This is a genomic window from Marinobacter mobilis, assembly GCF_900106945.1.
GTDB classification, from domain to species: domain Bacteria; phylum Pseudomonadota; class Gammaproteobacteria; order Pseudomonadales; family Oleiphilaceae; genus Marinobacter; species Marinobacter mobilis.
The window spans coordinates 1-26500 of sequence record NZ_FNNE01000016.1 but is presented as its reverse complement, the minus strand read 5'-3'; the positions used below and the strand labels follow the sequence as shown (position 1 = coordinate 26500).

The following is a 26500-nucleotide window of genomic DNA, read 5'->3' as shown; positions in this document are numbered from 1 at the left end:
GACATCAAGAGAGCAGTAGCCTTTTTTAATATGTCCTTCTCCCGTTCCAGCCGATTACAGCGGGCTTCCAGCTCTTGGATACGGCGTTGCTCCGGGGTTAGGGCCTTGCCCTTCGGGGTGATCCCTTCGCGTTCATCCGTTAGCTGTTGCACCCATCGCCGGAGGGCGCTTTCACCCACGCCCAGGGACGTACTCGCCTGGGCAATGGTGTAACCTTGATCCAGCACCAGGCTGGCTGCTTCCTGCTTGAATTCAGGAGTGAAGGAACGTCGCTTTCTGGTCATCAGACACCTCGTTTATGGCGGCGATCTTACCACCTTCGTTGGTGTCCGGAATCATTGAGCCACTACAGTTGACCATAAGAGGGTTGCAAAGGTCATATGCACCGAAGGTTTTGAAGCTGCAAAGCAAATTGAAAACAAGACGCCCAAAATCGGGTCCAGCAATAAGAATATGAGAAAGGCTGCAAAGATATTGTTGCCTTCTGAGGATTCCGATTCCAATCAAAGATTTTCTCACTTAATGTCGAGCCGCACGTTCTATGGCAACAAAAAAAAATCGTTGAAACTAGGAAGTATCGTTCATCAAAAAGATAGCGACAGATATTTTCTATGTGTTCAGCCCATATGCGATAGTGTGCGCTTGGAGGGAAAGCGTGTGTTCGTCTTCGTTCAGATGGAAAAAGGCGGTCAAGATGATGGTGATAACGCTTCACACGTAGTCATCTTGTCGGATGGCGCTGTTCAGGAGCTCGTCTACCAGCCCAAATCCTACTTATCCTTTACTTCCACATTTTCACCAGACCGTGCAGCCCAAGAAGTAATTGCAGAGACTGATGACAACGGAGCTCCATTCTTCCAAGATACAGAAGGGCAAAGATTCTACTGGGTTGATCAGCTCAGGGCTTCACATGCACAAAGAGCAGTCGAGCGATTTGCTAGCGATCTGTCGCGCGTCGGTTTGACCGAAGCAGAATGGCTACGACGCCTTGCGCGAAGTTAGTTAGCTAGGTCCACGGTCGAGGGTGCTCAAAACTCAGTGTCGGCCAACCAGCCTTATCTGCAAAATATCATTAACAAACAAAGGCCCCCAAAAAGCCGCACGGTCTCCCGCACGGCTTTCAGACTTCGGCCCGATCAGGGCAAGGGCTTCAGGGGTTACGCAGCGGCCAGACACGCTCCAGCGACCGCCAATGATCCCCCCAGCACCCGGCTGAAACGGTGGTCGACGGTCAACATCAGCCGCCCCAGACCACGCCCTGCCAAGGTGATCGCCAGCGTTGCCAGCGTAAACCCGGCCAGATACGCCACCAGCGCAGCCCCTGCCGGCATCTCCGCCCCATGGGCAAACCCATGAAACACCATAAACGCCCCAACCAGGGAACCGCCCACCGCTGTCGGCAGCTTGGCCAGCGTTGCGATCAAGATGCCTGCCAGCAGCACGGAGAAGGTAATGCCGGTTTCCACACCCGGCAGGCTCAGCCCGCCCCAGGCCAGTACCGCGCCCAGGATCATGCCGCCGATCACAAAGGCCGGGGTGGCGTTTTTCATAGTGGTGTTCTGACGCACGCTCCAGAAGCCGATGGCGGCCATGGCCAGCAGATGGTCCAGGCCCAGCATGGGGTGCAGCAGGCCGCTGGTGAAGCCACCGGTGCCATGGCCGGTGTGGGCGGAAGCGGCGGTGGAGGCGGCCAGCAGGGCGGCGGCGCTCAGCAGTTTGGTTGCCAGTTTCATATCGATTCTCCCATTTCGTATTTTCGGTATCTCAGAATTCAACATGCTGCACGAGCCTTAGGTTCTGGTGTGGTGAAGGGCTAGGCGCCCCGGCGCGCAGGAAGCGGGACATACCGACTGGTAGGACCGCTTTTGAGCACCGGAGTAACGACGCCATTCGCCTCACCAGGGCCTCAGGCGCTCTCAGCAATCTTGTCGGGCCTTCTTTCGGGGAGCATTCCGCGTTCCAAGATGAAGCTGATGATCTCCTCCAGCCCTACCCCGTCATACAGGTTGGTAAACACAAACGGCCGCTCGCCGCGCATTTTTTTGGAATCCCGCTCCATCACCTCGAGGGAGGCGTGGACCTGCTCGGCGATGTCGATCTTGTTGATGATCAGCAGGTCGGATTTGGTGATGCCGGGGCCACCTTTGCGGGGGATCTTGTCGCCGGCGGAGACGTCGATGACGTACAGGGTGAGGTCGGACAGTTCCGGGCTGAAGGTGGCGGAGAGGTTGTCGCCGCCGGATTCCACCAGCACCAGTTCCAGGCCCGGGTGGCGGGACTGGAGGTCGTCGATGGCCGCCAGGTTCATGGAGGCGTCCTCACGGATGGCGGTGTGCGGGCAGCCGCCGGTTTCCACGCCGAGGATGCGGTCGGCGTCGAGGGCTTCGTGGCGCAGCAGGAAGTCGGCGTCTTCGCGGGTGTAGATGTCGTTGGTGACCACGGCGATGTTGTAGTGGTCCCGCAGGGCTTTGCACAGCTGGCGCAGCAGGGCGGTTTTGCCGGAGCCGACGGGGCCGCCGACGCCTACTCGTAAACAATGTGTCATGGGTTATTCCTCTTCGTCGCTATTTCGTTTATCTCGTTGACTCTGAGTAGCGCGGCAATCGGGGGAGGCTTTCCGGGACACGCTGTAAATACGTCCCTGTACGCTCGTGCTCCGCCATCCATGGCTCCGCACGGTCCCGGAAAGCCTCCCCCGCTCGCCACACCAGAAATCAGAGTGGCTTTCAGTTCGTCGCTAACTTCTGAACAGTCTTGAATACTGGGTCTCGTGTAAGGCACTGCCGAGGGCGAGCCCTGGTAGCACCGGTCCTAGTTGGTCATCACTCAGACCCAGAGCCTTGTCCACCGCCGCCACCAGTTTGGGGCGCAGCTGTTCGGTGAGCCGCTGGGCGGCGGTGTGGCCCAGGGGCATCGCTTTGCAAGCCACCGCCAGCTGGTTTTCCAGCCAGGCCCAGGCGAAGCCCAGCAGGGTCTGGCGTAGCGGTACCTGTCTGAGATGCGCGGCCCAGGCGAAGACGGTGACGTAGCCCGGTTCCGGGGGCAGTTCGCCGTCGTCCGCTTGGGGCAGTAGCTCAAGGCTCTTGAGCAGGCGCACTAATGCAGCACCGAGGCGGACGTCTTCGTCGGTCAGTTCGGCGGTCTCGCGGGTGGCGTGGAGCCATTGGTTCCAGTTCGCCACGGTGGCGCTGTCGCTTTCGGCCCAGGCAGTTTGCAGCCGGGCCAGCAGGGGCAGTTCGCAGCGGGTGAGGCCGTCGTCCAGTACGCCTTCCAGCCATTGCCCCAGCTCGGCCTCGTTGGTGACCCACTGCAGTTCAAAGGCGCTTTCCAGGCCCTGGGACCAGGCGAAGGCGCCGATGGGCAGGGCCGGGCTGACCAGTTGCAGCAGGCCCAGCAGGGCCAGGTCGCCGATTGGGCTGTCGGTGTTAGTGATGGCTGTGGCCATGACGGTGTCCGTGGTCATGATCGTGTGAATGGCCGTGTCCGTGTCCGTGGCCATGGCTGTGGCCCTGCCCGGCTTGTGCGTAGGCGCCCGGTTCCGGGTCGAACGGGGCCTGGTGGTGAACCACGGTGGCGCCAAGGCGTTCGGCCAGTTCTTCCAGTACGTGGTCCGGCGGGAAGCGGACCCAGCTGCCCTGGTCGTCGCTGCCGATGGCCAGCGACACATGGCGGTTGCCCAGGTGGTAGCAAAGCCGCGCCAGGGGCAGGCCGGATTCGATGCGGGCGGTGACCACCGGTTCGTCGGCCGCGCAGATGCGGACGATTTCGCCGCCCTTCGCCATCAGGTGGTCCCCTTCCCGCAGCACCGGGCCTCGATCGAGGAACAGGCCGATGTCGTGGCCGTTGTCGGTGGTGGCCCGCAGGCGGCCGCGGATGCGCAGCTCGTACGGCAGGGTCAGGGTGTCGAACACTTCCGCCGGTTCCACCGGGGCGATGCGTTGATTCATTTCCAGCATGTCAAACTCTCCTTTCGCCGCTCAGGCAGCGCCATTAGAACAAGTGGTAGCGCTGGGCCAGCGGCAGTTCGGCGGCGGGCTCGCAGGTGAGCAGTTCACCGTCGGCGTGTACTTCGTAGGTCTGTGGGTCCACGGTCAGGTGTGGGCAGGCGTCGTTGAGTTTCATGTCGCTCTTGCGCACTTCCCGCACGCCCTTGCAGGCGGACAACGGGCTGTCCAGCCCCAGTTCTTCTCCGATGTTGGCGTCCAGCGCGGCCTGGCTGACGAAGGTCAGGCGGGTGGCACTGGCGGCCTTGCCGAAGGCCCCGAACATGGGGCGGTAGTGCACCGGCTGGGGCGTGGGGATGGAGGCGTTGGGGTCGCCCATGGGCGCAGCTGCGATCATGCCGCCCTTGAGGATGCAGGCGGGTTTGACGCCGAAGAACGCCGGGCTCCACAGCACCAGGTCGGCCAGCTTGCCCACTTCCACCGAGCCCACCTCATGGGCGATGCCGTGGGTGATGGCGGAGTTGATGGTGTACTTGGCGATGTAGCGTTTGGCGCGGAAGTTGTCGGCGCCCAGGTCCTGGTCTTCCGGCAGCAGGCCGCGCTGGACTTTCATTTTGTGGGCGGTCTGCCAGGTGCGGCACACCACTTCCCCCACCCGGCCCATGGCCTGGGAATCGGAGGAGATCATGGAGATCACGCCCAGGTCGTGGAGGATGTCTTCGGCGGCGATGGTCTCGCGGCGGATGCGGGAGTCGGCGAAGGCGACGTCTTCCGGGATGTTGGGGTCGAGGTGGTGGCACACCATCAGCATGTCCAGGTGTTCGTCCACGGTGTTCACGGTGTAGGGCCGTGTGGGGTTGGTGGAGGACGGCAGTACGTAGTCTTTGGAGCAGGCGGTGATGATGTCCGGGGCGTGGCCGCCGCCCGCGCCTTCGGTGTGGAAGGTGTGGATGCAGCGCCCTTTGAAGGCGGCCAGGGTGTCTTCCACGAAGCCGGATTCGTTGAGGGTGTCGGTGTGGATGGCCACTTGCACGTCGTACTGGTCGGCAACGGTGAGGCAGTTGTCGATGGAGGCGGGGGTGGTGCCCCAGTCTTCGTGCAGTTTGAGGCCGATGACGCCGGCTTTGATCTGGGCTTCGAGGGCTTCCGGCAGGGAGGCGTTGCCTTTGCCGAGGAAGCCGATGTTCATGGGCAGTTCGTCGACGGCCTGGAGCATTTTGCCGATGTGCCAGGCGCCGGGGGTGCAGGTGGTGGCGTTGGTGCCGGTGGCCGGGCCGGTGCCGCCGCCGAGCATGGTGGTGATGCCACTCATCAGGGCTTCTTCGACCTGTTGCGGGCAGATGAAGTGGATGTGGGGGTCGATGCCACCGGCGGTGAGGATTTTGCCTTCCCCGGCGATGATTTCGGTGCCGGGGCCGATGACGATCTGGACGTCAGGCTGGGTGTCGGGGTTGCCGGCTTTGCCGATGGCGGCGATTCGGCCTTTCTGGAGGCCGACGTCGGCTTTGACGATGCCCCACCAGTCGAGGATGAGGGCGTTGGTGATGACGGTGTCCATCACGCTGTCGTCGTTGCGCTGGCTTTGGCCCATGCCGTCGCGGATGACTTTGCCTCCGCCGAATTTTACTTCGTCGCCGTAGTGGGTGTGGTCCTGTTCCACTTCGATCCACAGGTCGGTGTCGCCCAGGCGGACGCGGTCACCCACGGTGGGGCCGTACATGTCGGCGTAGGCTTGTCTGCTGATTTTCATGCTATCCCTCGTATTCTATTTGGGAGCAGGAGCAAGTGGGTTTGGATTTCCGAAACCCGCTCCTGGCGGCACATCCATGTGGCGCTTGAGCTCCGCCATCCATGGCTCCGCACAGTTTCGGAAATCCAAACCCTCTCGCTCCCCCAACTCCGGTGCTAGCTGTCCAGTTTGCCCATGACGTCGCAACGGAAGCCGTAAATTTCCCGACCACCGGCAAAGGGGATCAAGGTCACTTCGCGGGTCTGGCCGGGTTCGAAGCGGATGGCGGTGCCAGCGGCGATGTCGAGACGCAGGCCCTTCGCGGCTACCCGGTCGAATTCCAGCGCCGGGTTGGCTTCGGCAAAGTGGTAATGGGAGCCGATCTGCACCGGGCGGTCGCCGGTGTTGGAGACCTCAAGGGTGGTGCGTTCACGGCCAGCGGACAGTTCGATGTCGCCGTCTTTCAGTTGGTATTCGCCGGGGATCATGTCTCTGCCCTCACACAATCGGGTTATGGACGGTCACGAGTTTGGTGCCATCGGGAAAGGTGGCTTCCACCTGGACTTCGTGGATCATGTCGGCCACGCCGTCCATGACGTCGTCACGGGTGAGGATGTCGGTGCCGGAGCTCATGAGTTCAGCCACGGAGCGGCCCTCGCGGGCGCCTTCCATGATTTCGGCGCTGATCAGGGCGATGGCTTCGGGGTAGTTGAGTTTGAGGCCTCGGGCCTTGCGGCGTTCGGCCAGCAGGGCTGCGGTGAACAGCAGCAGCTTGTCTTTGTCTCTGGGCGTTAGTTCCATCATTCACTCCGTTGTGTTTGCTGGCTTTGTTGTGTGGATCAGGTGTTACGCCGATCAGGTCAGCCAGATTCTTGGTATATGAGCTTCAAGCCCGGTGAGCCGTGGCCGTAGGATTTCCCAGGCCTGTTGGCACAGGGCCCAGGCTTCGTTGCGTTCGTTACCCAGGTAGCGCAGCAGCACCACGCCACGGCGGCGGGTGATGGCCCAGCGGTTGGTGCCGGGTAAGGCGGCGCGGACCGCGTCGATGGCGTCGGCTTCGTCGTCCAGTCCCACTGCCCACAGGGTGGCCTGCACGGTGGCGCCACCCTGCCCCCATTTGCCGCCAAAGCGTGGGTGGGTGGGGTCCAGGGGTTGCCGCTCCAGCCACAGGGGCTGGCCGTCCCGGGTCAGGCGAAAGCGTTGTTCCAGATGACCGGAGACAAACGGCAACCGGCTGGCCGGGCGGCCGAGGGCGAGGATTTCCCAGCCCAGGGTGCGGGCGCCGATGGCCAGGTCGATGGTGGTGCTCTGTTCGCCCCGTGAGCCGTCGAAGGCGAGGGTTTCCTGGGGCAGGTATTCGAGGATGGCGTCTTTGGCCACGGTCAACTGGGTGTGCTGGGCCCAGGCCACGCCGTGGCTGTCGGCTTTGTAGAGTTTGGCCGCCGCCGGGGTGGTGAGCAGGGCATGGCTGCCTTCGCCCACGGTGGCCTCGATGGTGAGGGCATCACCGCTGACCAGGCCTCCGGGTGGGTGCAGCAGGTAGACGTGGCAGCAACCGGTGCGCCCTTCCGGGTAGAAGGGGCGCTGGACCCGCAGTGGGCCGCTGTGGTGGCGGCGGGTCAGGCGGGTGACCCGGTCGCTGTGTTCCAGCCGGGACTCGAAGCCGAGGGACAAGCTCGCCGCCCAGCACCGGCCTGCGTCGAAACGGTGGCCGGAGTCGTTGGCGGCGGGAAGCCCCTGTAGGTTCGGGAAGGCGGTCATACCGTCAGGTGCTGTTTGATCAGTTCATCGGACAGCTCGCCGATGTCGCCCTGGGCGACTCGGCGGCCCCGGTCGAGGATGGCGAAGCGGTCGGCGTACTTGCGAGCGAACGGCAGTTTCTGTTCCACCAGCAATACGGTAAGGCCGTCTTCGGCGATCAGCTTGCGGATGACCTCGCCGATCTGCGCGACGATGTTGGGCTGAATGCCTTCACCGGGTTCGTCGAGGATCAGCAGTTGCGGTTCGATCACCAGCGCCCGGCCGATGGCCAGCTGTTGCTGCTGGCCGCCGGACAGGTCGCCCCCGCGGCGGTTTTTCATCTCTTTCAGCACCGGGAACAGCTCGTAGATGCGCTCGGGGATCTGCTTGCTGCCGTCCTTGCGGGCGGCCAGGCCGGTGCGCAGGTTTTCTTCCACCGTCAGCAGCGGGAAGATCTGACGCCCCTGGGGTACGTAGCCGATGCCCAGACGGGAGCGGTCTTCCACTTTTTGCTGGGTGAGTTCTACCCCACCGTTGTAGTTGAGGGAGCCGTCTTTCACAGACTCTTCACCCATGATGCACTTCATCAACGTGGTCTTGCCCACGCCATTACGGCCCATCACGCAGGTGCACTGGCCTTTGGGTACGTCCAGTTCCAGGTCCCACAGGGTGTGGCTTTCGCCGTAGAATTGGTTGAGTTTGTCCACTTTCAGCATCAGGCGCCCTCCCCCAGATACACTTCGATGACTTTCGGGTCGTTGGAGACCTGGTCCATGGTGCCTTCTGCCAGCACGCTGCCCTGGTGCAGGACGGTGACTTTTTTGGCGATGGAGCGGACGAAGCCCATGTCGTGCTCAACCACCACCACCGACTGTTCGCCAGCGAGGTTGGTGAGCAACTCGGCGGTGCGTTCCATTTCCTGTTCGGTCATGCCCGCCACCGGTTCGTCCACCAGCAACAACCGTGGCTTCTGCATCAGCAGCATGCCGATTTCCAGCCACTGCTTCTGGCCGTGAGAGAGGATGCCGGCTTCGCGGTGGTGCAGCTGAGCCAGGCCGATGAGGTTCAGCACCTCCTCGATACGGTCCCGGTGCTCGCCGGTGAGGCGGGCGGTCAGGGTGGGCAGTACCCGCTTGTCGGTGGCCATGGCCAGTTCGAGGTTCTCGAACACGGTCAGGGCTTCGAACACCGTTGGCTTCTGGAACTTGCGGCCAATGCCGAGGGTGGCAATGTCCGGCTCGTTCATGGTGAGGAGGTTATGGCGGCTGCCGAACCACACCGAGCCGGTGTCCGGGCGGGTCTTGCCGGTGATGATGTCCATCATCGTGGTCTTGCCCGCGCCGTTGGGGCCGATGATGCAGCGCAGCTCGCCGTCATCGATGGTGAGGTTGAGGTTATTGATGGCCTTGAAGCCGTCAAAGCTGACGCTGACGTCTTCGAGGTACAGGATCGGGCCATGGCGCACGTCCACCGGGGACGCCGCCGGGGCCAGGAATTCAAAGACGCGGTCGCGGTGACTGATTTCCTCGAAGAAGTTCATGCGGTCACCTCCTGTCCGGCAGCCTGAGCGCTGTCTTCGGGGGCCTTGCGACGTTGCAGCAGGCCGGCGATGCCCTTGGGCAACAGCACGGTGACCAGCACAAACAGGCCGCCGAGGGCGAACAGCCAGGCGTCTGGCATGATGCCGGTGAACACGGTCTTGGCGTAGTTCACCAGCAACGCGCCGATGACCGCACCGTACAGGGTGGCGCGACCGCCGAGAGCGACCCACACCACCACTTCGATGGAGAACAGCGGCGAGAACTCACTCGGGTTGATGATGCCCACCTGCGGCACATACAGGGCACCCGCCACACCCGCCAGCATGGCGGACACCACGAACACAAACAGCTGCACCCGCTCGACCCGGTAGCCGATAAAGCGGGTACGGGCTTCGGCATCCCGGCAAGCTACGCTGACCCGGCCCAGTTTGCTGAGCACAATGCCACGGCAAACCACGTAGCCAATGGCCAGGGCGATGCCGGTGGCGATGAACAGCCCCAGGCGGGTGGCGTCAGAACGCAGATCAAAACCGAGGATGTCCTTGAAGTCGGTGAGGCCGTTGTTGCCGCCAAAACCCATCTCATTACGGAAGAAGGCCAGCATCAGCGCAAAGGTCAGGGCCTGGGTGATGATGGACAGATACACCCCGGTGACCCGCGAACGGAAGGCGAGGAAACCGAAAATCAGCGCCAGCAGTCCCGGTGCCAGCAGCACCATGATGAAAGCGAACCAGGCCATGTCGAAGCCATGCCAGAACCAGGGCAGCTCCTGCCAGTTCAGGAACACCATGAAGTCCGGCAGGACCGGGTCGCCGTAGACGCCGCGGTCGCCGATCTGACGCATCAGGTACATGCCCATGGCGTAGCCGCCGAGGGCAAAGAAGGCCCCGTGGCCCAGGCTGAGGATACCAAGAAACCCCCAGACCAGATCCACCGCCACCGCCAGCAGGGCATAGCACAGGTACTTGCCCAGCAGGGTGACGGTGTAGGCACTGACGTGCAGGGCATGACCTTCCGGGAAGGCCAAATGCAGGATGGTGACCAGCGCCAGGGCACCAAACAGGATGCCGAGGAACAGTTGCGTGGAACGCTCGTTAAAGGGACGCAGCAGCCACGGCTTGGACGTATTCAGATTGGATGAAACCATGACTCAACCTTCTGCAGCACGGCCCTTTTGCGGGAACAGTCCCCGCGGGCGTTTCTGGATGAACAGGATGATGAAAACCAGGACCACGATCTTGGCGAGCACCGCACCGGCCCAGGGTTCGAGGATCTGGTTGATGGTGCCTAGGGAGAGCCCGGCAACAAGGGTGCCCCAGAGGTTTCCGACACCGCCGAACACCACCACCATGAAGGAGTCGATGATGTAGCTCTGGCCCAGGTTAGGACCGACGTTGGTGATCTGCGACAGCGCCACGCCCGCCAGACCGGCCACACCGGAGCCGAGGCCAAAGGTGAGGATGTCCACCCGGGTGGCCTTGATGCCCATCGAACGGGCCATGGCCCGGTTCTGGGTGACCGCACGGACCTCCAGACCGAGGCGGGTCTTGCGCATGATCAGCATCAGCCCGGCGAATACCACCAGCGCGAAGCCGATGACGTAGAGCCGGTTGAGGGTGAGTGACAGCGCCTCGTTGATCATCAGGGAGCCGCTCATCCACTCCGGCGTGACCACCGAACGGTTGAGGGGGGAAATCACGGTACGCACCAGTTGCTGCAGGATCAGGCTTACCCCGAAGGTGGCCAGCAGGGTTTCCAGCGGACGCCCCTTGAGGTGCTGGATGACCGTGCGTTCGATGGCGATACCGGCCAGTGCGGCAACGAGGAAGCCGGCCGGAATGGACAGGATCAGGGCCAGCCCGGGCTGGCCGGGAAACAGTTGCTGCATGCCCCACGTGGTGTAGGCACCGAGCATGATCAACTCGCCGTGGGCCATGTTGATCACGCCCATGACGCCAAAGGTGATGGCCAGGCCGATGGCGGCCAGCACCAGCACGGAGCCGAGGGACAGCCCGAAGTACAGGGTCTCGGCGGCGCTGTTGATTTTCAGTTTGGTCTGGATGCTTTCCAGGGCCTTGGCCGCTGCGGCCGCCAGTTCCGGGTTATCACTCTGGGCGGCATTATTGAGGGCCACTCGGGCCTGGGGATTGAGGCTGCCGGACAGAACGGCAACGGCAGCAACCTCACCCTGGGCCACCTGATAGATCGCCAGGGCTTCGGTCAGGGCGTCATGGACGTCGTCGTCGGCTTCGGTGTCCAGCAGGGTACCGATACGCTCGGCCAGGGCGGCGTCCACTTCCCCTTTCAGGGCCCGGGCGGCCGCAAGCCGGGTGTCAGCATCGTCCACGGTCAGGTCAATGACCGAGAGCATGCCTTCCAGTTCTTTGCGAAGGGCATTGTTGATTCGGATCCGGTCGATGTTGCGGCGGGACATTTCGCCGATCGTGTCGCCGCTGAGCGCATCGGCGACGGTCCAGTCGCGCCCCCGGTTAGAGAGCACGAAGACAAACGCGCCGGTGTCTTTGGTCTGGGCCAGCTTGCCGTCGGCGTAGGCTTCCAGCCAGGTGCGGGCACGCTCGTCGCCGCTGCTGACGATGTCGCTGATGACCTGTTGTTTCTGGGCATAAGAGGAGTCAGCCAGTGCCTGTAACAGGGCCGAGGCTTCACTGTCACTGCTCTGGGCATACACCCCGGCTGGCAACGACAGTGACAGCAATAGCAGCAAGCCAGTGAGCAATCGCAGGATGCTCATGAAGGTCTTCCTTGGTCGGTGATGGATCGATGTGTTGGCCAGTAAACGTCAACGGGCGCCCCGCAGGGCGCCCTCTCCGGTCTCAGCCGGATTTATTCGGCAGGCTCTTCGGCACCGCCACAGCTGTGGGTAACGACGTTGTAGTTGCCGCAGGCCAGCGGCTTGCGCCAGTCGCTGATCAGGTCCATGGAGCCCGGCAGGAAGTCGGACCAGGCGTCGCCAGCCACGGTGGACGGGGTTTCCCACACCACCTCGAACTGACCGTTGTCCTGGATCTCACCAATCAGCACCGGCTTGGTGATGTGGTGGTTCGGCATCATGGTGGCGTAACCACCGGTCAGGTTAGGCACCGTAACCCCGATGATGGCGTCTTTGACGGCATCCACATCGGCCGTGCCCGCTTTCTCAACGGCGTCGACCCACATGTTGAAACCGATGAAGTGCGCTTCCATCGGATCATTGGTGACGGCTTCTTCGTTGCCGGTGTAATCCACCCAGGCGTCAATGAACTCGTAGTTGGCGTCGCCTTCAACACTCATGAAGTAGTTCCAGGCGGCCAGGTGACCCACCAGCGGCGCGGTGTCGATGCCGGAGAGTTCCTGCTCACCGACAGAGAACGCCACCACCGGGATATCGGACGCGTCGATCCCCTGGTTGCCCAGTTCGCGGTAGAACGGCACGTTGGCATCACCGTTGATGGTGGAGACCACGGCGGTCTTTTTACCTTCGCTGCCGAATGCCTTGATGTCAGCCACGATGGACTGCCAGTTGGAGTGACCGAACGGGGTGTAGTTGATCATGATGTCTTCTTCGGCGACGCCATGACTCTTCAGGTAGGTTTCGAGGATTTTGTTGGTGGTGCGCGGGTAAACGTAGTCAGTTCCCGCCAGAACCCAGCGCTCAACGCCGATTTCGTTCATCAGGTAGTCCACCGCCGGGATCGCCTGCTGATTGGGCGCGGCGCCGGTGTAAAACACGTTTTCGGAAGATTCTTCACCTTCGTACTGAACCGGGTAGAACAGCAGGCCGTTCAGTTCTTCCACCACCGGCAGGACCGACTTGCGGGACACCGACGTCCAGTTACCGAAGATGACATCAACCTCTTCCTTGGCCAGCAGCTCGCGGGCTTTCTCGGCAAACAGCGGCCAGTTCGAGGCCGGGTCTACCACTACAGGCTCCAGTTGACGGCCCAGAACACCCCCTTCAGCGTTCTGTTTTTCGATCAGCATCAGCAGGGTGTCTTTCAGGGTGGATTCACTGATGGCCATGGTGCCGGACAGCGAGTGGAGGATGCCGACCTTGATCGGATCTTCGGCAGCCAGAGCGTTCAGGGAGATGGAAAGGGCAAGTGCGGAAAGACCGGTTTTAACGTGCTTTTTGATAGTCATTGCTGTGCATCCATTTCAGGTTGGTTTATGTGCACTTCTTAAAACGCCCACACCCCATTGCATCCGTCGTTCCACAGCCATTTTTATCTTTAAAAAACAATCAACTAACTTTTTACAGACAGCATCAGACCCAGAGGATTCCCGGGTACAGCGCACCGGCATGGCGCGTCCAAATTGGTGCAGCCCTGTTTTGGCGCACAATGCAGCGCTGCGCGCGCACCATCACCGGGCGCAGCGACCGAAACCACCATTAACCTGTTGTTATTTATGGAAACTTTTAATCATTTGACTTGTCAGCCAAGGCCTATAAAGTACATAGCACCCTAACAACAAGATTCCGAGACCATGACTCCTTGTAAGATCATCATCTTTGGCGCCGGCAGTATTGGCTGCTACATCGGCGCCCGCCTGCTCAGCGCCGGCGCGGACGTGACCCTTATCGGCCGTCCCCGCATGCAAGCCGTGCTGCAGCAGCAGCCCCTCGTTGCCACCGACTATCAGGGCTTTCGTGCCGAGACCTGGCTTAACGAAGGCCAGTACGCCACCACCGCCGAAGCCGCCGCCGGAGCCGACCTGGTGCTGGTCACGGTTAAATCCGCCGCCACAGAGGAGGCCGGGCAGCAACTGGCCCCCCACCTGCGGCCCGGCACTCCGGTGATCAGTTTCCAGAATGGCATCTCCAATGCCGAACGGCTGCAGCAGGCGCTGCCCGAGGCCAGGGTGCTGGCCGGTATGGTGCCGTTCAATGTTCTGCAACAGCACCCCGGGCATTTCCACCACGGCACCGAAGGCCACCTGATGGCCGCCAGCCATCCCAGCCTTGGCCCCGCCCTGCCTTGGTTCGCCAATGCCGGGCTGGCGCTGGAGATGCGGGACGACATGCCCTCGGTGATGTGGTCAAAACTGCTGCTCAACCTCAATAACCCGATCAATGCCCTGTCCGGGGTACCGCTGGTGGAGGAACTGTCGCAACGGGGCTACCGGCGCTGTCTGGCCCAGGCCCAGGACGAAACCATCCGGCTGCTGGATGCGGCCGGCATTCCGATCATCAACCTGACCGGCGTTCCGACCCGGTTCATCCCGAAGCTGATGCGCCTGCCGGACTGGCTGTTCACGCGGCTGGCCCGCAAGATGCTGACCATTGATCCGGTCGCCCGCTCGTCGATGTGGGAAGACCTGGAAGCCGGCCGCCCCACAGAAGTGGACTGGATCAACGGCGAGGTGGTCAGGCTCGCTCAGTCACTGGGCCGCACAGCGCCGGTCAATGCCCGCCTGACCCAGCTGGTGCACCAGTGTGAGGTTTCCCGTCAGGCCTGGACCGCCAAGGAGTTACAGTGGGCGGTTTCCCTCGCCGCCCGGGAAGATGCCCCGGAAGGCCGCTAAAAGATTACGTGGCTGTAAGCCATCTCTCACACACCCCGTCTGCAATGTCCCGTTTGCCCCAACCGCCGCGAGCGTAGAATAACAAGGGTCAAGGATGACCAGCCTGCAAGGATGCGGGCACTAGGATGAAAGGACTGCCTCACAGGATGTGAGCTGACAGGGACGAGTGCGCACGGATTCGCGCAGCCTGAAGGATCAGGCGGTTGGCCGGCTGCGGACGGGAATAACAGGGACAGTGTTCCTTTCCGAGCCCCATCTCTTCTATCTACCTGTAATCCCTACGGTATCGTTTCTGTTTCTCCTGAAGGGTCCTGGGTCACTCGCTGACACCAACCTTTACTTACAGGAGAGCATTCATGAACCGAAACCCGTTTTTGGCCACTCTGGTCCTGCTGCTGTCATTGATAACAGCGTCCACCTACGCCACCGAAGACCCCAACAGCCCGATCAACATCAACACCGCCACCGCCGAGCAGCTGGTGACCCTGAGCGGTATTGGCCAGAGCAAGGCCGAAGCCATCGTCGCCTACCGCGACAGCCACGGGCCGTTCCAGAGCACGGCCGAGCTGGCGAACGTGCGCGGTATCGGTGAACGCACCGTGGCCAGAAACGCCGAGCGGCTGACCATCGAGTAACCCGGGCCACTATCCCTAAAAGTGGAGTAGACAGTCTGGCTCCCGCTGCCTATCGTGGACGAACGAATAACAAAAATTTCGTCAGCGGGAGCGTCACATGGCCGACCGGATCAAGGTTTACCCCCCCAAGCCCGCCAAGGTCTATTTTTTCGGTACCTGTCTGGTTGACTTGCTGTACCCGGAAGCAGGCCTGGCCGGAATCCAGTTACTGGAACGCGAAGGCATTGACGTACTGTTCCCCCAGGGACAGACCTGTTGCGGCCAGCCCGCCTATACCTCTGGTTATCATGATGAAGCGCGCGCGGTTGCGGCAGCCCAGCTCGACCTGTTCCCCGGGGACTGGCCCATTGTGGTGCCGTCCGGGTCCTGTGGCGGCATGATGCGAACCCATTACCCGGCCCTGTTCCGGGATACCCCCCAGCAGGACCGCGCCACCGAGATTGCAGGACGGGTCTGGGAGCTGACGGATTTTCTGCTCAACGTCTGTCACATTCGCCTGCAGGATCTGGGAGAACCCACCACGGTGGCCATGCACACCTCCTGTTCTGCCCGCCGGGAAATGGGGGTTGCTGGCGTGGGTCCGACCTTGCTGGGGCAGCTCTCCAACGTGACCCTGAAAGAACAGGTTCGGGCCGAGGAATGCTGCGGTTTTGGCGGCACCTTCGCGGTACGCCACCCGGAGATATCCGGAGCCATGGTCAGTGAGAAAGTGGACGCCCTTGTCGACACCGGCGCCCATCACTTTGTCACCACCGATTGCGGCTGCCTGATGAACATTGCCGGCCATGCCGAGAAGTCGGCCCGGCCCCTCAGCGGCCAGCACATTCTCAGCTTCCTGTGGGAACGCACGTCGTCAGGCAAGGGAGGAAACGTCAAATGAGCCAGTCTCCTCATCACATTGATGTCCGCGAGTTCCACCACCGTGCCCAGGCCGCCATCGATAGCCCCAAGATCCGTCGCAACTTCCGTAAAGCGATGGACGGGCTCATCAGCAAGCGCAAGACCGCCTTCGAGGACTGGGATCTGGACACCCTGCGCACCCTCGGCGCCAACATTCGCCTGAAGGCTCTGGCTCAGCTGCCCGACTTGCTGGTGCAACTGGAACAACAACTGATCGCCAATGGCGTCAAGGTGCACTGGGCCAACGACAGCGAGGAAGCCTGCCACCTTGTTCGTGATATCTGCCTGCGGCGCCAGGCGAAACGGGTGATCAAGGGCAAATCCATGGTCTCCGAGGAAATGGAACTCAACCATTACCTGGAAGAACACGGCATCGAAGCGCTGGAATCGGATCTGGGGGAATACATCGTCCAGCTGGCGGAAGAAACGCCCTCCCACATCATCATGCCGGCGATTCACAAGAACACCGAAGAAATCTCCGATCTGATGCACGACCGTACCGGCACCGAGCGTTCCAACGATGTCGAGTACCTCACCGCCAGTGCGCGCCAGCAGTTGCGCGAAAAATTCATGCAGGCGGACGTGGGCATTTCCGGGGTCAACTTTGCCGTCGCCGAAACCGGCACCCTGTGTCTGGTGGAAAATGAGGGCAATGGCCGCCTGACCACCACTGTGCCGTCCTGCCACATTGCGGTCACCGGCATTGAGAAGGTGGTCACCAGCCTGGAAGATGTCGCGCCCCTGCTCGCCCTGCTGACCCGTTCAGCCACCGGGCAACACATCACCACGTACTTCAACATGATCTCGTCGCCACGCCGCGCCGAAGAGCTGGACGGCCCGGAGGAAGTGCATCTGGTGCTGGTGGATAACGGCCGATCGTCGATCTATCAGGACGATGAGCTGCTGGACACTCTGCGCTGCATCCGTTGTGGCGCCTGCATGAACCACTGCCCGGTTTACACCCGGGTGGGCGGCCACGCCTATGGCACCACCTACCCCGGCCCTATCGGCAAAATCCTGATGCCCCACCTGCTCGGTCTCGATGAAACGCGCCACCTGCCAACAGCGTCCAGTCTGTGCGGTGCCTGTGGAGAAGTATGCCCGGTGCGCATACCGATTCCCGACCTATTGGTGCGGTTGCGTCAGGAATCGGTGGATGGTGACCACCTGCACCCGGCCAGAGTCCGCGGCCACGGCAGCAAACGCAGTGCGATGGAGGCGCTGGCCTGGAAAGGGTGGCGCTGGATGCACACCTCCGCCGGCCGCTACCGCTTCGGCACTGGCATAGCCACCCGCCTGCGGGCATTGCAACCCCAACACCTTGGCGCCTGGACCCGCTATCGTTCGGCGCCCCGACTGGCTCCCAAAAGCCTGCATGAACTGGTGCGGGAACGTCAGACTAGCCGCGGAGGGAAATCATCATGAGCGCTCGTGAACAGATACTGCAGCGCCTTCGCCAACGCCAGGGTCAGCCACTGACCGCACCACCGTGCGATTTTTCCGTGATGGAACAGCGGGACTGGAGTGAAGCTGAAAAACTGGACCGGTTTGAACGGACCCTGGAGTCGGTGCACGGAGAAGTGCACCGGGTCAGCCGCGGCCAGTGGCTAGACCGGCTGGCCGAAGTACTGACCACCCGTGGCACCCGTAACCTGCTGGCGCCTATCAACCACTGGATCGGCAGCGCCCTGCGCGAGGCCCAGCGGGACGACCTGCCCCCACTGCTGGCCTACGACCGGCCCATTGATGGCTGGAAACCGGAACTGTTCAATCAGGTGGACGCCAGTATCACCTCCACCCGCGGCGGCATTGCCGAGACTGGCTCGCTGATTCTGTGGCCGACGGTGGACGAACCGCGGCTGATGAGCCTGGTCCCACCGGTGCACGTGGCAGTGCTGGAAGCCAGTCAGCTCTACACGACCTTTCTGGAGGCCATGCGGGCACAGGACTGGGCGGCCGGCATGCCGACCAACGCTCTGCTGATATCGGGGCCGTCCAAGACCGCAGACATCGAACAGACCCTGGCCTACGGAGTCCACGGCCCAAAGGAACTGATCGTTCTGGTGATTGAGGACGACCCGGTCTGAGACCTGGGCTCAGGGCTGCGCGTTCTGCCCCTGGGTCTCCAGCATGTTCGGTTGCAGAACCTCGATCCAGTAGCCGTCCGGATCCCTGATAAAGGCCAGACCTTTCATCTTGCCGTCATCCGGGCGCTTCACGAAGTCCACGTCCAGTTCTTCAAACCGCTGCGCCGCGGCATACACGTCCGGTACCGCGATTCCGATATGGCCAAAGCCCTGGGGCTGGTCGTTACCATTGTGATAACGGAACTCCGGGTCGTCTTCCGAACCCCAGTTGTGGGTCAACTCCAGCATCGCCTCACGGCCGAAGGTGAAGGTGGTTCGCTTGGCATCGTCGCTGGGCACTTCCGACGCCTGTTGTTCATCCAGGTAGGCCAGGAAGTACAGGGAGAATTTCATCTCTGGGAAATCAAGCTTACGAACCAGGCTCATGCCAAGCACACGGCTATAGAAATCCAGGCTGACCGCTGGATCCTTGATCCGCAGCATGGTCTGGTTGAACACATATCCTTCGGTTTCCGGAACCGGGGTATCGAACAACCCCGGAGCTTCCTCAAAATGCCTGGGCATGGCGGGCTCCACTGTCAGATTCAGATGAGCCCTGACAGTGCCGCCTGACCGGCGGGATTTCAAGGGGATCTAGTGGCTATTCCCTATCTTCGCCCAAGGGTGTGTCCGCCTACCCGTAAGCCCGTTCCCCAGGCACCTTAGGCTTCACGCCAGCTTGGGCAGAAACGACGTGTCCATCCAGTACTTTTTCGGGTTGCTCTCATCAATCAGCACCGGCACGGTGTCGCTGGTGATGTAATCCGAAGGGTCAAACCACAGGTTGTCGCTGACAAAGCGGTGAATGTTCCCCGTCTCCGGGTGCTGCCATTGGGCGACGATGCGGTAGGGATTACGCCCATTCACCTCAAACCCGGTGTTGAGCTCAACGCCCTGGAATGCCGTCAAGATGCGAACCCCATGCTTCTGCAGGAAAGCCTTGCCACGCTGGTGAAGCAGCCCGTATACCGTCATGCCGAAACCAACGAGACCAAACACCAGGCCAAGCCCACCCACAATGATGGCCGCCCCCCAGAGCGAAAAGAAGCCGTTGATCCGGGCCGCTTCAGGCTCCCCAGGCTCATACAACACCTCGACACGCTCACCACGGGTATAGGAAGGTGGGTTAGTCCCGGAGTTGGACTTGAACTCAACCTGCCTGCCGCTGGCATCACGGAAGACCACAACCGGGTAATAGGTAGTCGTGTCACTGGACCGGGACAGGACCAGGTCAACCACCTGCCCCTGGGCAGACACCGCACGCGTCAGGAAGTCCGACGTGTTGTTGTACAACAGCGAAGCCCCCACCAGCATGGCAATACCGATGACAGAGAATACGTATTTGATGATTGAGATTTTTCGGTTCATGAGAAACTTCTAATCCAGATTATGCGGCAGAGACAAAATACCACCAGCCAGAGCGGCCAGTATCGTGGAGGCGGCGAACTATGACCGACATGCAGGGCACCAGCATAACGAGGGCGTACGACATATAGAGGATAAAATACAGCTGCAGCTGGAAGTCCACGATCACCAGCCCCGTGGCAATCACTGAATGAATCAGTATAAACAGCCAGTATTCCTTGCGACGCGCCCTGCCAGAAAACACCGCATAGTTTTTCAAAACGTTCAGATACCATTCCATGGTTTTTTCCTTCCTTTCAATCCATTGAAAAAGCCCGCCGTGCATGGTTTGCGGGCGAAAGGATTATACTCATTCGAGCGCCCGTTTGTTGATCCAGTCGTGATTGGGGTATTCCCCGGAATCTGAAGTGGGGCGCACCAATGTGAGCAGCGATTTTCCCCAATGACGCCAGCTGGTAGAATGCGCGGGAACATGGATCGTTCCCAACCTTTGCACGGAGCACGCATGCGTTACGCGATACCACTGATTGCTGCAGGCCTGATGGCGGGCTGTTCCCCCATTGCCAGCGAAACTCTCAGTAACACCGACATTGAAGCCATTATGGATCGGGTTGAGAACAATCACCCGGACCTACCTTCCTCCCAGAAAAGGGCAGTCACTGAATTGGTGGTCCGCGCGATAGATACCATGGTATTTGTCGAAGGAGGCACCTTCATGATGGGGGAGTTTGGTGTGCCTTGTGAGCCCGGTTCAGAAGAGACCTGCCACGCAGACATCTGGCCTGACAATGACGTGCTCCACGAAGTAACGCTGGACGATTTCTACCTCTCGAAATACGAAACCACGCTGGGTGATTTCGATTTATACCGGGCGGTCATGGGCAAAGCCCCCTATGCCCCGGAACTTCGTTCCCGTGAAGACCGACAGCACCTGTTCGAACCAAACCTGCCTGCGTGGACCAAGGAATGGCAGGAAGTTAAGGACTACTGCCTCTGGGTTGGCGAACTGGCGAACAGATCCGTAGACCTGCCAACCGAGGCCCAGTGGGAGTATGCCGCCCGCAATCGGGGAGAAAACGTTCTGTTTGCTACGAACAATGGGCAATGGGTTAGAGGCGTCAATTCTCCTGGCGATGACGGAATTATGAAAACGGTCCCCGTTGACAGCTACCCGCCGAACCCGCTCGGCATTCACCATCTCACATCAAACAGTGCTGAATGGATCAACGACTGGTATTCAGATACTTATTATCAGGAAAGTCCTAGCAGTAATCCTCAAGGCCCCGAGACTGGCGAGACCAAAGTCATCAGATCTGGAGGATTTCGCACATCAGATAGCGCAAGTACCACCATACTTAGAGATAACATCCCACCAACTGAAAGCTCGTATCTAATGGACCAAGGCTTCAGGTGTGCCCAGCACTAAGCCCAGGCACTGTTGTTGGGATCACGGAGCATTGCCAGTCGGTGCCGCAATCGCTCAGACTTTTGCTGCAGGGGTACCGGCACCCAAGCCAAATTAAGTGACCTCTTGGTGGGCTTTATTGCCAGATCCGATGTAATCCACTGATGAAATTGGGAGAGCTGGCTATCTGAAACACCATCATCAAGAATGGCGGCCATCATTCTTAGGCTACTCATTGGGTCAACCTTTGTACCATCTGTTGACATATGTTCGAGAGACTCAAAGAACTGACGCCAGGTTTTGATCTGCGAAACAATGATTAACAGGGCTTTTTCCTGGTCCTCTTCCCAGCTCTCAATAAACGTTTCACAGAGTGTCGACATCATCATGCCCAGCGTCTCTGGCGGAAGGCGATGGTACGGCAGTCCATTGAAGTGAAGGTCATCAAGTTTTGCGCTTTGCTTAGCCTCTCTTATGATTCTGGCAGCAAGCAATTCAGCTGCGTCTTTACGACTTGCCCTCGCCGACCACACTTCGTTAAAACTCCGAATAGGGCTACTCAGAAGTTCAGCTATGTCCTGGGCCTGATCCGTTATTCCTAAATACAGAGCCCGCGTCCACTGTGTAAAAAGTTCCTCATCAATATTGGAGATAAAGTGATAGTCGGCCTCAGCTAATACTTCGAAGACCGTCTTTGCCAAGTTCCAGACTTTGTCAGCTCCTATTTCGCTACCAAAAGCGCCGCTTGCTCCAGGCCCAAACACGAGGCGCCCCTTACAGGCCAGAACCACCTTCCCTCTTACAACCTGGAGCCGAAAATCAAACCCGGCCCCTACTCCCAGCGCCAACGTCCCACCCGCAGAAATCTTGAACAGATCCTGCCAGTTGGCGTTCGTTTTGAACTGCTCATCCGGGTGTACCCAACTGAACTTTCCACCAACTGCACCGCCAACTTCCGCCCCGGCGAAGGCATTGCCCGACACTGCAAGACCGGCACCGGGGCTTGCTTCAACTTTCTTTTTGTCCGACAGCAAAAACGAAGCTGCGCCAGTGGACAACCTGACATTGGCCTCCCCACTTACACGACCGCCCACAAAGCAGTTCAGAGTAATGTCGCCTGAGAAACGGAAAGCGCCAAAGGCCATATCGGTCAGTTCGCCATTACGGTTGCGGTAGGTAAAGCGACAATCCCAACCAGCTTCGTCTGGCACAAAAACGTCAGCGAGTTTCGCTTCAGCCTCCAACAGCGCCATGGAGGCACTGGCTTTGGTACCGATATCAATTTCGCCGGTACTGAGGTCGAACGCGTTGACGCCCGCGCTGGCCTGCATCGCAAAACGCATTAAGTGTGCCTCAGCGCTGACCTGGAAGTTGTTCTCGGTTGGGCTTTCGTCATCGCCACCAGAAGTCCAGGTCAGCTTGGAATGCTCCTCTCCCAGCAGGTAGTGTTCATCACTGGATTCATAGAACTTCACTTCAATATTGCCAATCGGGCTCTTGGCAGCATCTGCAGCAATACCCTCCCGAATTTGCCCGATCAGTGCCCTGGCGGTGCCAGACGGGTCACTCAACATGTTGGATATCGCTCGGGTTTTACGGACATAGCGGACGGAGGCATAGGCTGTTACCAGCCGCTGGTAGGCTTCACGACGAATGTAGTACCAGCGTCCCGGGCGACTGAAAACCATCACTTCCACGACGCCGGTTTCCCGATGGGAACTTCGCGCAGCGCCAAAGCCGCGCTCTATGCTGTTGCCATGAGAGGTCAGGAAATTTTCAGAAGCAACCCCGTTGCCTTTTACGCCGCTGGAAGCGGTGCCCTCACCAAGCGAAGCGACCAGGTCCCGGCGCTCTTGGCGCAGCATGTCCAGGCGTCGCTGTTTGGCAGTGGTCAGGATGTCTTCTCGCATTTCTACTGAATCATTCACCGATGACCACAGGTAGTCCGAGTCAAAATCGTTGTACCACTCGATCTGTTCGTCAATGGCGGCGATCTCGGAACTGATGCGGGATGCTTTGTTCGCGTCCTCATCGTCGTTCTCGTCCGGTGCCGGGTCGATCACCCCCATTTCTGAAGCCTTTTGCATCCATTGACGCTTGGGGCCAGGCTCGCCCGCCTGAGGGTTTTCGGCTGCATTTTGCGCCTGACTGAACTCCGCCATTAACGCATCAATTGCGGTAATCTCCCGGTAAAGGTCATCCGCAGCCTCTTCCGGTAATGCCACACACCATTCATCATCGCCAGCCCCCGTTACGTGAATGACTTCGGCATATTCATCCGAGCATTCGGTGCAGGAGGCCTGGCCACTGGATTCGTCGCCGGTTGAACGGGGAGGCGGCAATGGTTGAGCATCGTTCGCGGCCTCTGCGACATCCGTTGCCGGAATCTTCAGTTCCCAGCCTACCTGGATGTAATCAATATCGGTGATCTGCGGGTTTACGCTCTGAAGTTCGTCTACCGTTGTCTGGTACCGATAGGCAATGGCAGACAGGGTGTCCCCCGCCTGAACTTTATGCATTTGCATGTGACTTCTCCGGCGTGCTTTCCATAGCAGTTAATCGTTCCGTGAGGGCAAGGTCGTCGCGGGATAAGGTGGACCGAAAAGGTTCAAGACGCGGAAAATCAGCGCCGTGTTGAATCGCCAGTCGCAGCCAGCGCTCCAGATGTCCGGTCTTCTGAAAACCTGCCCCCCTTGCCGATTGGAGAGAGTTGAATACCCAGTGTTTGGGGGATTCAACCGAGGTCAGTGCTTTTGCATAGTGGTCGGCGTAACCACACGCCTCCCCAGCCACCCAGTAAACCTCGGCCTCCCGGAGCTCCTGCTGGGTCACCAACATTGGCTCACTCTCCCAACTTCCGCAGTGCCCATCCTCTATGGCAACAGCTCCGCGCCAGCCATGGCCATCGTGCCAATACCAACGACACCCCGGGACCAGCAAGGCCTGGCGTTTCTGTTCAACCAGGGCACTCAATAAGGGAGCAATCATTCTTGGTTCATAGAACCTAAGTAGGTGGCCGGCTCCGGCTTGGCTGCCACACAGCCTGGCCGCAAGGTTTTGCCGAAGCGTTTCCACGGTTAGCTCGGATTCAAACACCACACCCAACGGAGCTGACTCGAGTTGCGACAATAATTGCTGGCGGAAACCTGCGGCGTTGCGAAGGTCAACCAAAACCGGCCCATTTTCCCAGGCATCCTGCCATTCAGTCCCCTCGAACAGACTCCACCACTGCAGTCGCTCATGACTCATTGCGGAGTAGATCTGCGCGAGCAGATTGTCCGAGGCCGCCAGTTCTAATATGGCGTAATCATACGTTTCAGGTGCTGAGGCCCTCGGGGCAACGCATTCAAGCGTGGCTATGTAATGTGCAGCGTCCATGTTCATCAAACTCACAAGCGGTGACCGTCAATGCCCCTTCCCGGGCGGCTTGTTTCAACAGCGGGGCATGCTGTGCCTGAGCTGACACCACGGCATACCGTGACTCTTCGGAAGCAACCGGCCGCTGAGATGCCTCCGCCAGCTGCGCCGAGGCATTGTCCGGCTGCCCCTGATCCGAAAGGACGCCCGGCTGCTTGGGCACCTGCGCGGATACACCACTTCCACTGCCCGGAGCCCCCCCAGAGTTCATCTTCACCATCGGCCCGGATACGGTAACGCCGCTGGGATCGACTTTGACGAAGCTACCACCAGCTTTGAGGGTAACTTCGGCACCTGCTTCGATGACGATTTTCATCCCCGCCTTATGGTGGATCTCGTTACCGGCCTCAATCAGCTGGGACGTTCCCTGGCGGCTGTGGTGGCTGCCGTTGACGGTAAGGCTGTAATCGCCACCGACTTTGAGGCGCTGCTCACCATCCACGGTCAGGTGGTCACTGGCTTTGATGTGGCTGATCCGTTCGTTCTCCACCGTCAGGTGGCTGTCGTGTTTGACCACCTCGGTGCGATCATTTTCAGTGAGCAGGTCCAGGTCTTTCTGGGCGTGGAGGTAGATCTGTTCCTGATTGGCTTCGTCTTCAAACCGCAGCTCGTTGCTGCCCTCGCCCTTGTGGGTCTGGGTTTTCAGCACCGTTCGGGTTTTGTGCTCCGGCAACGCATAGGGCGGCGTGTTGGTGGCGTGGTAGGTGCGACCGGTGATGATGGGCTGGTCCGGGTCACCGTCGAGAAAGCTGACGATGACTTCGTGGCCGATCCGTGGCAACGCCATAAAGCCATACTGCCCTCCGGCCCAGCCCTGGCTGACTCTGAGCCAGGCACTGGAGTGTTCGTCATTCTGGCTGTAGCGGTCCCAGGGGAAGCGGACTTTGACCCGGCCGTGTTCGTCGCAGTGGATTTCTTCGCCGGCCGGGCCGGTGACGAGGGCGATCTGGGGGCCGTCCATCAGCGGTCGATCCAGTCCCTGTGGCCGCCAGTTGCGATCCGCGGGAATGGCCTCGAAGGCATTGTGGTAGGTGGTTGGCTCGCTGCCCCCCGCCTCTTCCAAAGCCTGGGGCTGTTTGCCGGTGTGGACGACCCGGGTGATCAGCCAGTCGCGGTTGAGGTCGTCCTGGGTGTGGCTGCTCAGGGGCAGCCTGGCGCCAGCGGCAAAATCAGGGCGGTTGCTGCGGCCACTGGCCACGCTGGCGTCGTTGCGCAGGGCCTCCAGTTTGGCCTGGGTGAAGGCGCGGCCACGGGCGTCATTCTTGAAGCGGCCAGGGTAATCGTAGTGCTGGTAATCCTCCCGCTGGTGATCCATACCGGCGGCGTTGCTCTCGTGCATCAGCGCGTAGGCAGGGTTCCTGAAGGTGTAGTCTTTCATCACCACCGACGCGGCGCGGACCCGTTCGCGGTAGCTGAACTGGAATACCGCCGGTTGCCGGGTGCTACCACCGGCGGTGGCGTTGCAGGTGGCCTGCGGCAGGGTGACGGCGTCGCCGTGATGGTCCGAAATCACCAGGGGCGGGTTGTCGGCGTCGAGGTCAAAACGGTAGTGCCAGCCTTCTTCGGCGGCCAGGCGCTGGAGGAAGGCCAGATCGCTTTCCCGATGCTGAACGCAGTATTCCCGCTCCGGAGCCGAACGTTTGAGGTCGAACACGGTGTCGACGATGCCGCGCTCTTCCAGCAGGGTTTTGAGAATCGCGTCCGGGGTCTGGGTCTGGAAGATGCGGCTGTTGTGCATCAGCCCGAGGCGCCACAAAGGCGGCTCTACGACCACCTCGTAACAGGTGCGGCGGTGGCCGCTGTCACCGCGGGCGAATTCGGAGACGACGCCTGAAAAACGACGCAGCAGCTGGCCATCCTGCCAGATGGCGAGTTCGACCGGTTGCTCGAGAATCTGATCCAGGGAGGGGGACGGATTTGAAACCTGTTCCCCATCAGAGCCCGATGCCTGGCCTAAAGCAGGATCGGGACTGGCCAACGCCAGCTTGCCGCGGAACAGACAGGACAGAGCCTCGCTGAATTCAAAACCAACGACAGCCAACAGGTCGGCGGGCAGGTCGCCTATACGGACAGTAAACTGCAGCCCCACGGACGGGGGACGAGGGGAAGCGGGAGCCTCGGGCATATCTTCAATCCTTGAAGAGACGTCTTGTGAGTGTGGGCTCTTCCTGAGCC

26 protein-coding genes and 1 pseudogene are annotated in these 26500 nt (G+C 60.4%); 7 read left to right on the top strand and 20 right to left on the bottom strand.

What is annotated here, in order from left to right:
- Window positions 1-284 (bottom strand): annotated as a pseudogene (locus tag BLV11_RS17885) (transposase); the annotation flags it as partial.
- Between the two features lie 169 nt (window positions 285-453).
- Here BLV11_RS17885 and BLV11_RS17880 point away from each other — a divergent pair.
- Complete coding sequence (locus tag BLV11_RS17880; RefSeq protein ID WP_139173254.1) at window positions 454-1002, top strand: hypothetical protein; 549 nt, start codon at window positions 454-456, stop codon at window positions 1000-1002.
- Window positions 1003-1157: 155 nt separating this feature from the next.
- Here BLV11_RS17880 and BLV11_RS17875 read toward each other — a convergent pair whose 3' ends face one another.
- From BLV11_RS17875 to urtA, 13 genes are all read right to left on the bottom strand, one after another.
- Entirely contained in the window at window positions 1158-1733 is a 576-nt protein-coding gene (locus BLV11_RS17875; protein WP_091817835.1) for a HupE/UreJ family protein, read from the bottom strand.
- Between the two features lie 173 nt (window positions 1734-1906).
- Window positions 1907-2545 carry an urease accessory protein UreG gene (gene ureG / locus BLV11_RS17870; RefSeq protein WP_091817832.1) on the bottom strand — a complete coding sequence of 213 codons (639 nt, stop codon included), beginning with the start codon at window positions 2543-2545 and terminating at the stop codon, window positions 1907-1909.
- Between the two features lie 192 nt (window positions 2546-2737).
- The gene (locus BLV11_RS17865; protein ID WP_091817829.1) at window positions 2738-3445 is read right to left on the bottom strand and encodes an urease accessory protein UreF; all 708 of its coding nucleotides are present in this window, start codon (window positions 3443-3445) and stop codon (window positions 2738-2740) included.
- Window positions 3426-3956 carry an urease accessory protein UreE gene (gene ureE / locus BLV11_RS17860; protein ID WP_091817824.1) on the bottom strand — a complete coding sequence of 177 codons (531 nt, stop codon included), beginning with the start codon at window positions 3954-3956 and terminating at the stop codon, window positions 3426-3428. Before ureE ends, BLV11_RS17865 begins: the two co-directional genes overlap by 20 nt.
- A gap of 34 nt (window positions 3957-3990) precedes the next feature.
- Window positions 3991-5694, bottom strand: a complete 1704-nt coding sequence (gene ureC, locus BLV11_RS17855) for an urease subunit alpha (protein WP_091817821.1) — start codon at window positions 5692-5694, stop codon at window positions 3991-3993.
- Window positions 5695-5849: 155 nt separating this feature from the next.
- The gene (locus tag BLV11_RS17850) at window positions 5850-6161 is read right to left on the bottom strand and encodes an urease subunit beta (RefSeq protein ID WP_091817818.1); all 312 of its coding nucleotides are present in this window, start codon (window positions 6159-6161) and stop codon (window positions 5850-5852) included.
- Window positions 6162-6171: 10 nt separating this feature from the next.
- Window positions 6172-6474 (bottom strand): urease subunit gamma, encoded by a 303-nt coding sequence (gene ureA / locus BLV11_RS17845; protein WP_091817813.1) that lies wholly within the window; start codon window positions 6472-6474, stop codon window positions 6172-6174.
- A 54-nt stretch (window positions 6475-6528) separates the two neighbouring features.
- A complete protein-coding gene (locus BLV11_RS17840) occupies window positions 6529-7434 on the bottom strand; it encodes an urease accessory protein UreD (protein WP_091817810.1) in 906 nt (301 codons plus the stop codon).
- Window positions 7431-8129, bottom strand: coding sequence for an urea ABC transporter ATP-binding subunit UrtE (gene urtE / locus BLV11_RS17835; protein WP_091817807.1), 699 nt, complete (start codon window positions 8127-8129; stop codon window positions 7431-7433). The genes BLV11_RS17840 and urtE overlap by 4 nt, the downstream gene beginning before the upstream one ends.
- The gene (gene urtD, locus BLV11_RS17830) at window positions 8129-8953 is read right to left on the bottom strand and encodes an urea ABC transporter ATP-binding protein UrtD (protein WP_091817804.1); all 825 of its coding nucleotides are present in this window, start codon (window positions 8951-8953) and stop codon (window positions 8129-8131) included. Before urtD ends, urtE begins: the two co-directional genes overlap by 1 nt.
- Window positions 8950-10101 carry an urea ABC transporter permease subunit UrtC gene (gene urtC / locus BLV11_RS17825; protein WP_091817800.1) on the bottom strand — a complete coding sequence of 384 codons (1152 nt, stop codon included), beginning with the start codon at window positions 10099-10101 and terminating at the stop codon, window positions 8950-8952. Before urtC ends, urtD begins: the two co-directional genes overlap by 4 nt.
- A 3-nt stretch (window positions 10102-10104) precedes the next feature.
- A complete protein-coding gene (gene urtB, locus BLV11_RS17820) occupies window positions 10105-11706 on the bottom strand; it encodes an urea ABC transporter permease subunit UrtB (RefSeq protein ID WP_091817796.1) in 1602 nt (533 codons plus the stop codon).
- Window positions 11707-11798: 92 nt separating this feature from the next.
- The gene (gene urtA, locus BLV11_RS17815) at window positions 11799-13094 is read right to left on the bottom strand and encodes an urea ABC transporter substrate-binding protein (protein WP_091817793.1); all 1296 of its coding nucleotides are present in this window, start codon (window positions 13092-13094) and stop codon (window positions 11799-11801) included.
- A 345-nt stretch (window positions 13095-13439) separates the two neighbouring features.
- On the opposite strand from urtA, the gene BLV11_RS17810 reads away from it, so the two are divergent.
- The 5 genes from BLV11_RS17810 (at window position 13440) to BLV11_RS17790 (ending at window position 18099) form a co-directional block, all read left to right on the top strand.
- A complete protein-coding gene (locus BLV11_RS17810) occupies window positions 13440-14477 on the top strand; it encodes a 2-dehydropantoate 2-reductase (RefSeq protein ID WP_091817788.1) in 1038 nt (345 codons plus the stop codon).
- 356 nt (window positions 14478-14833) lie between these two features.
- Entirely contained in the window at window positions 14834-15112 is a 279-nt protein-coding gene (locus BLV11_RS17805) for a ComEA family DNA-binding protein (protein ID WP_091817785.1), read from the top strand.
- Between the two features lie 97 nt (window positions 15113-15209).
- On the top strand, window positions 15210-15992 hold the full coding sequence (locus BLV11_RS17800) for a (Fe-S)-binding protein (RefSeq protein WP_091817780.1): 783 nt from the start codon (window positions 15210-15212) through the stop codon (window positions 15990-15992).
- Window positions 15989-17437 carry a LutB/LldF family L-lactate oxidation iron-sulfur protein gene (locus BLV11_RS17795; protein ID WP_091817777.1) on the top strand — a complete coding sequence of 483 codons (1449 nt, stop codon included), beginning with the start codon at window positions 15989-15991 and terminating at the stop codon, window positions 17435-17437. Before BLV11_RS17800 ends, BLV11_RS17795 begins: the two co-directional genes overlap by 4 nt.
- Window positions 17434-18099: a LutC/YkgG family protein gene (locus tag BLV11_RS17790; RefSeq protein ID WP_091817773.1), complete on the top strand. Its 666-nt coding sequence runs from the start codon at window positions 17434-17436 to the stop codon at window positions 18097-18099. The genes BLV11_RS17795 and BLV11_RS17790 overlap by 4 nt, the downstream gene beginning before the upstream one ends.
- Before the next feature lie 9 nt (window positions 18100-18108).
- Here BLV11_RS17790 and gloA read toward each other — a convergent pair whose 3' ends face one another.
- The 3 genes from gloA to BLV11_RS17775 form a co-directional block, all read right to left on the bottom strand.
- On the bottom strand, window positions 18109-18663 hold the full coding sequence (gene gloA, locus BLV11_RS17785) for a lactoylglutathione lyase (RefSeq protein ID WP_091817770.1): 555 nt from the start codon (window positions 18661-18663) through the stop codon (window positions 18109-18111).
- Window positions 18664-18807: 144 nt separating this feature from the next.
- Window positions 18808-19506: a DUF3592 domain-containing protein gene (locus BLV11_RS17780; RefSeq protein WP_091817767.1), complete on the bottom strand. Its 699-nt coding sequence runs from the start codon at window positions 19504-19506 to the stop codon at window positions 18808-18810.
- Window positions 19507-19525: 19 nt separating this feature from the next.
- The gene (locus BLV11_RS17775) at window positions 19526-19783 is read right to left on the bottom strand and encodes a DUF805 domain-containing protein (RefSeq protein ID WP_091817763.1); all 258 of its coding nucleotides are present in this window, start codon (window positions 19781-19783) and stop codon (window positions 19526-19528) included.
- Window positions 19784-20008: 225 nt separating this feature from the next.
- On the opposite strand from BLV11_RS17775, the gene BLV11_RS17770 reads away from it, so the two are divergent.
- The gene (locus BLV11_RS17770) at window positions 20009-20929 is read left to right on the top strand and encodes a formylglycine-generating enzyme family protein (RefSeq protein WP_091817760.1); all 921 of its coding nucleotides are present in this window, start codon (window positions 20009-20011) and stop codon (window positions 20927-20929) included.
- Here the strand turns inward: BLV11_RS17770 and BLV11_RS17765 are convergent.
- The 3 genes from BLV11_RS17765 to BLV11_RS17755 form a co-directional block, all read right to left on the bottom strand.
- Window positions 20926-23133, bottom strand: coding sequence for a hypothetical protein (locus BLV11_RS17765; protein ID WP_245726072.1), 2208 nt, complete (start codon window positions 23131-23133; stop codon window positions 20926-20928). The genes BLV11_RS17770 and BLV11_RS17765 overlap by 4 nt on opposite strands.
- 286 nt (window positions 23134-23419) lie before the next feature.
- The gene (locus BLV11_RS17760) at window positions 23420-24286 is read right to left on the bottom strand and encodes a DUF4123 domain-containing protein (protein WP_175528381.1); all 867 of its coding nucleotides are present in this window, start codon (window positions 24284-24286) and stop codon (window positions 23420-23422) included.
- Window positions 24255-26450 (bottom strand): type VI secretion system Vgr family protein, encoded by a 2196-nt coding sequence (locus tag BLV11_RS17755; protein WP_091817746.1) that lies wholly within the window; start codon window positions 26448-26450, stop codon window positions 24255-24257. Before BLV11_RS17755 ends, BLV11_RS17760 begins: the two co-directional genes overlap by 32 nt.
- Between the last annotated feature and the right edge of the window lie 50 nt (window positions 26451-26500).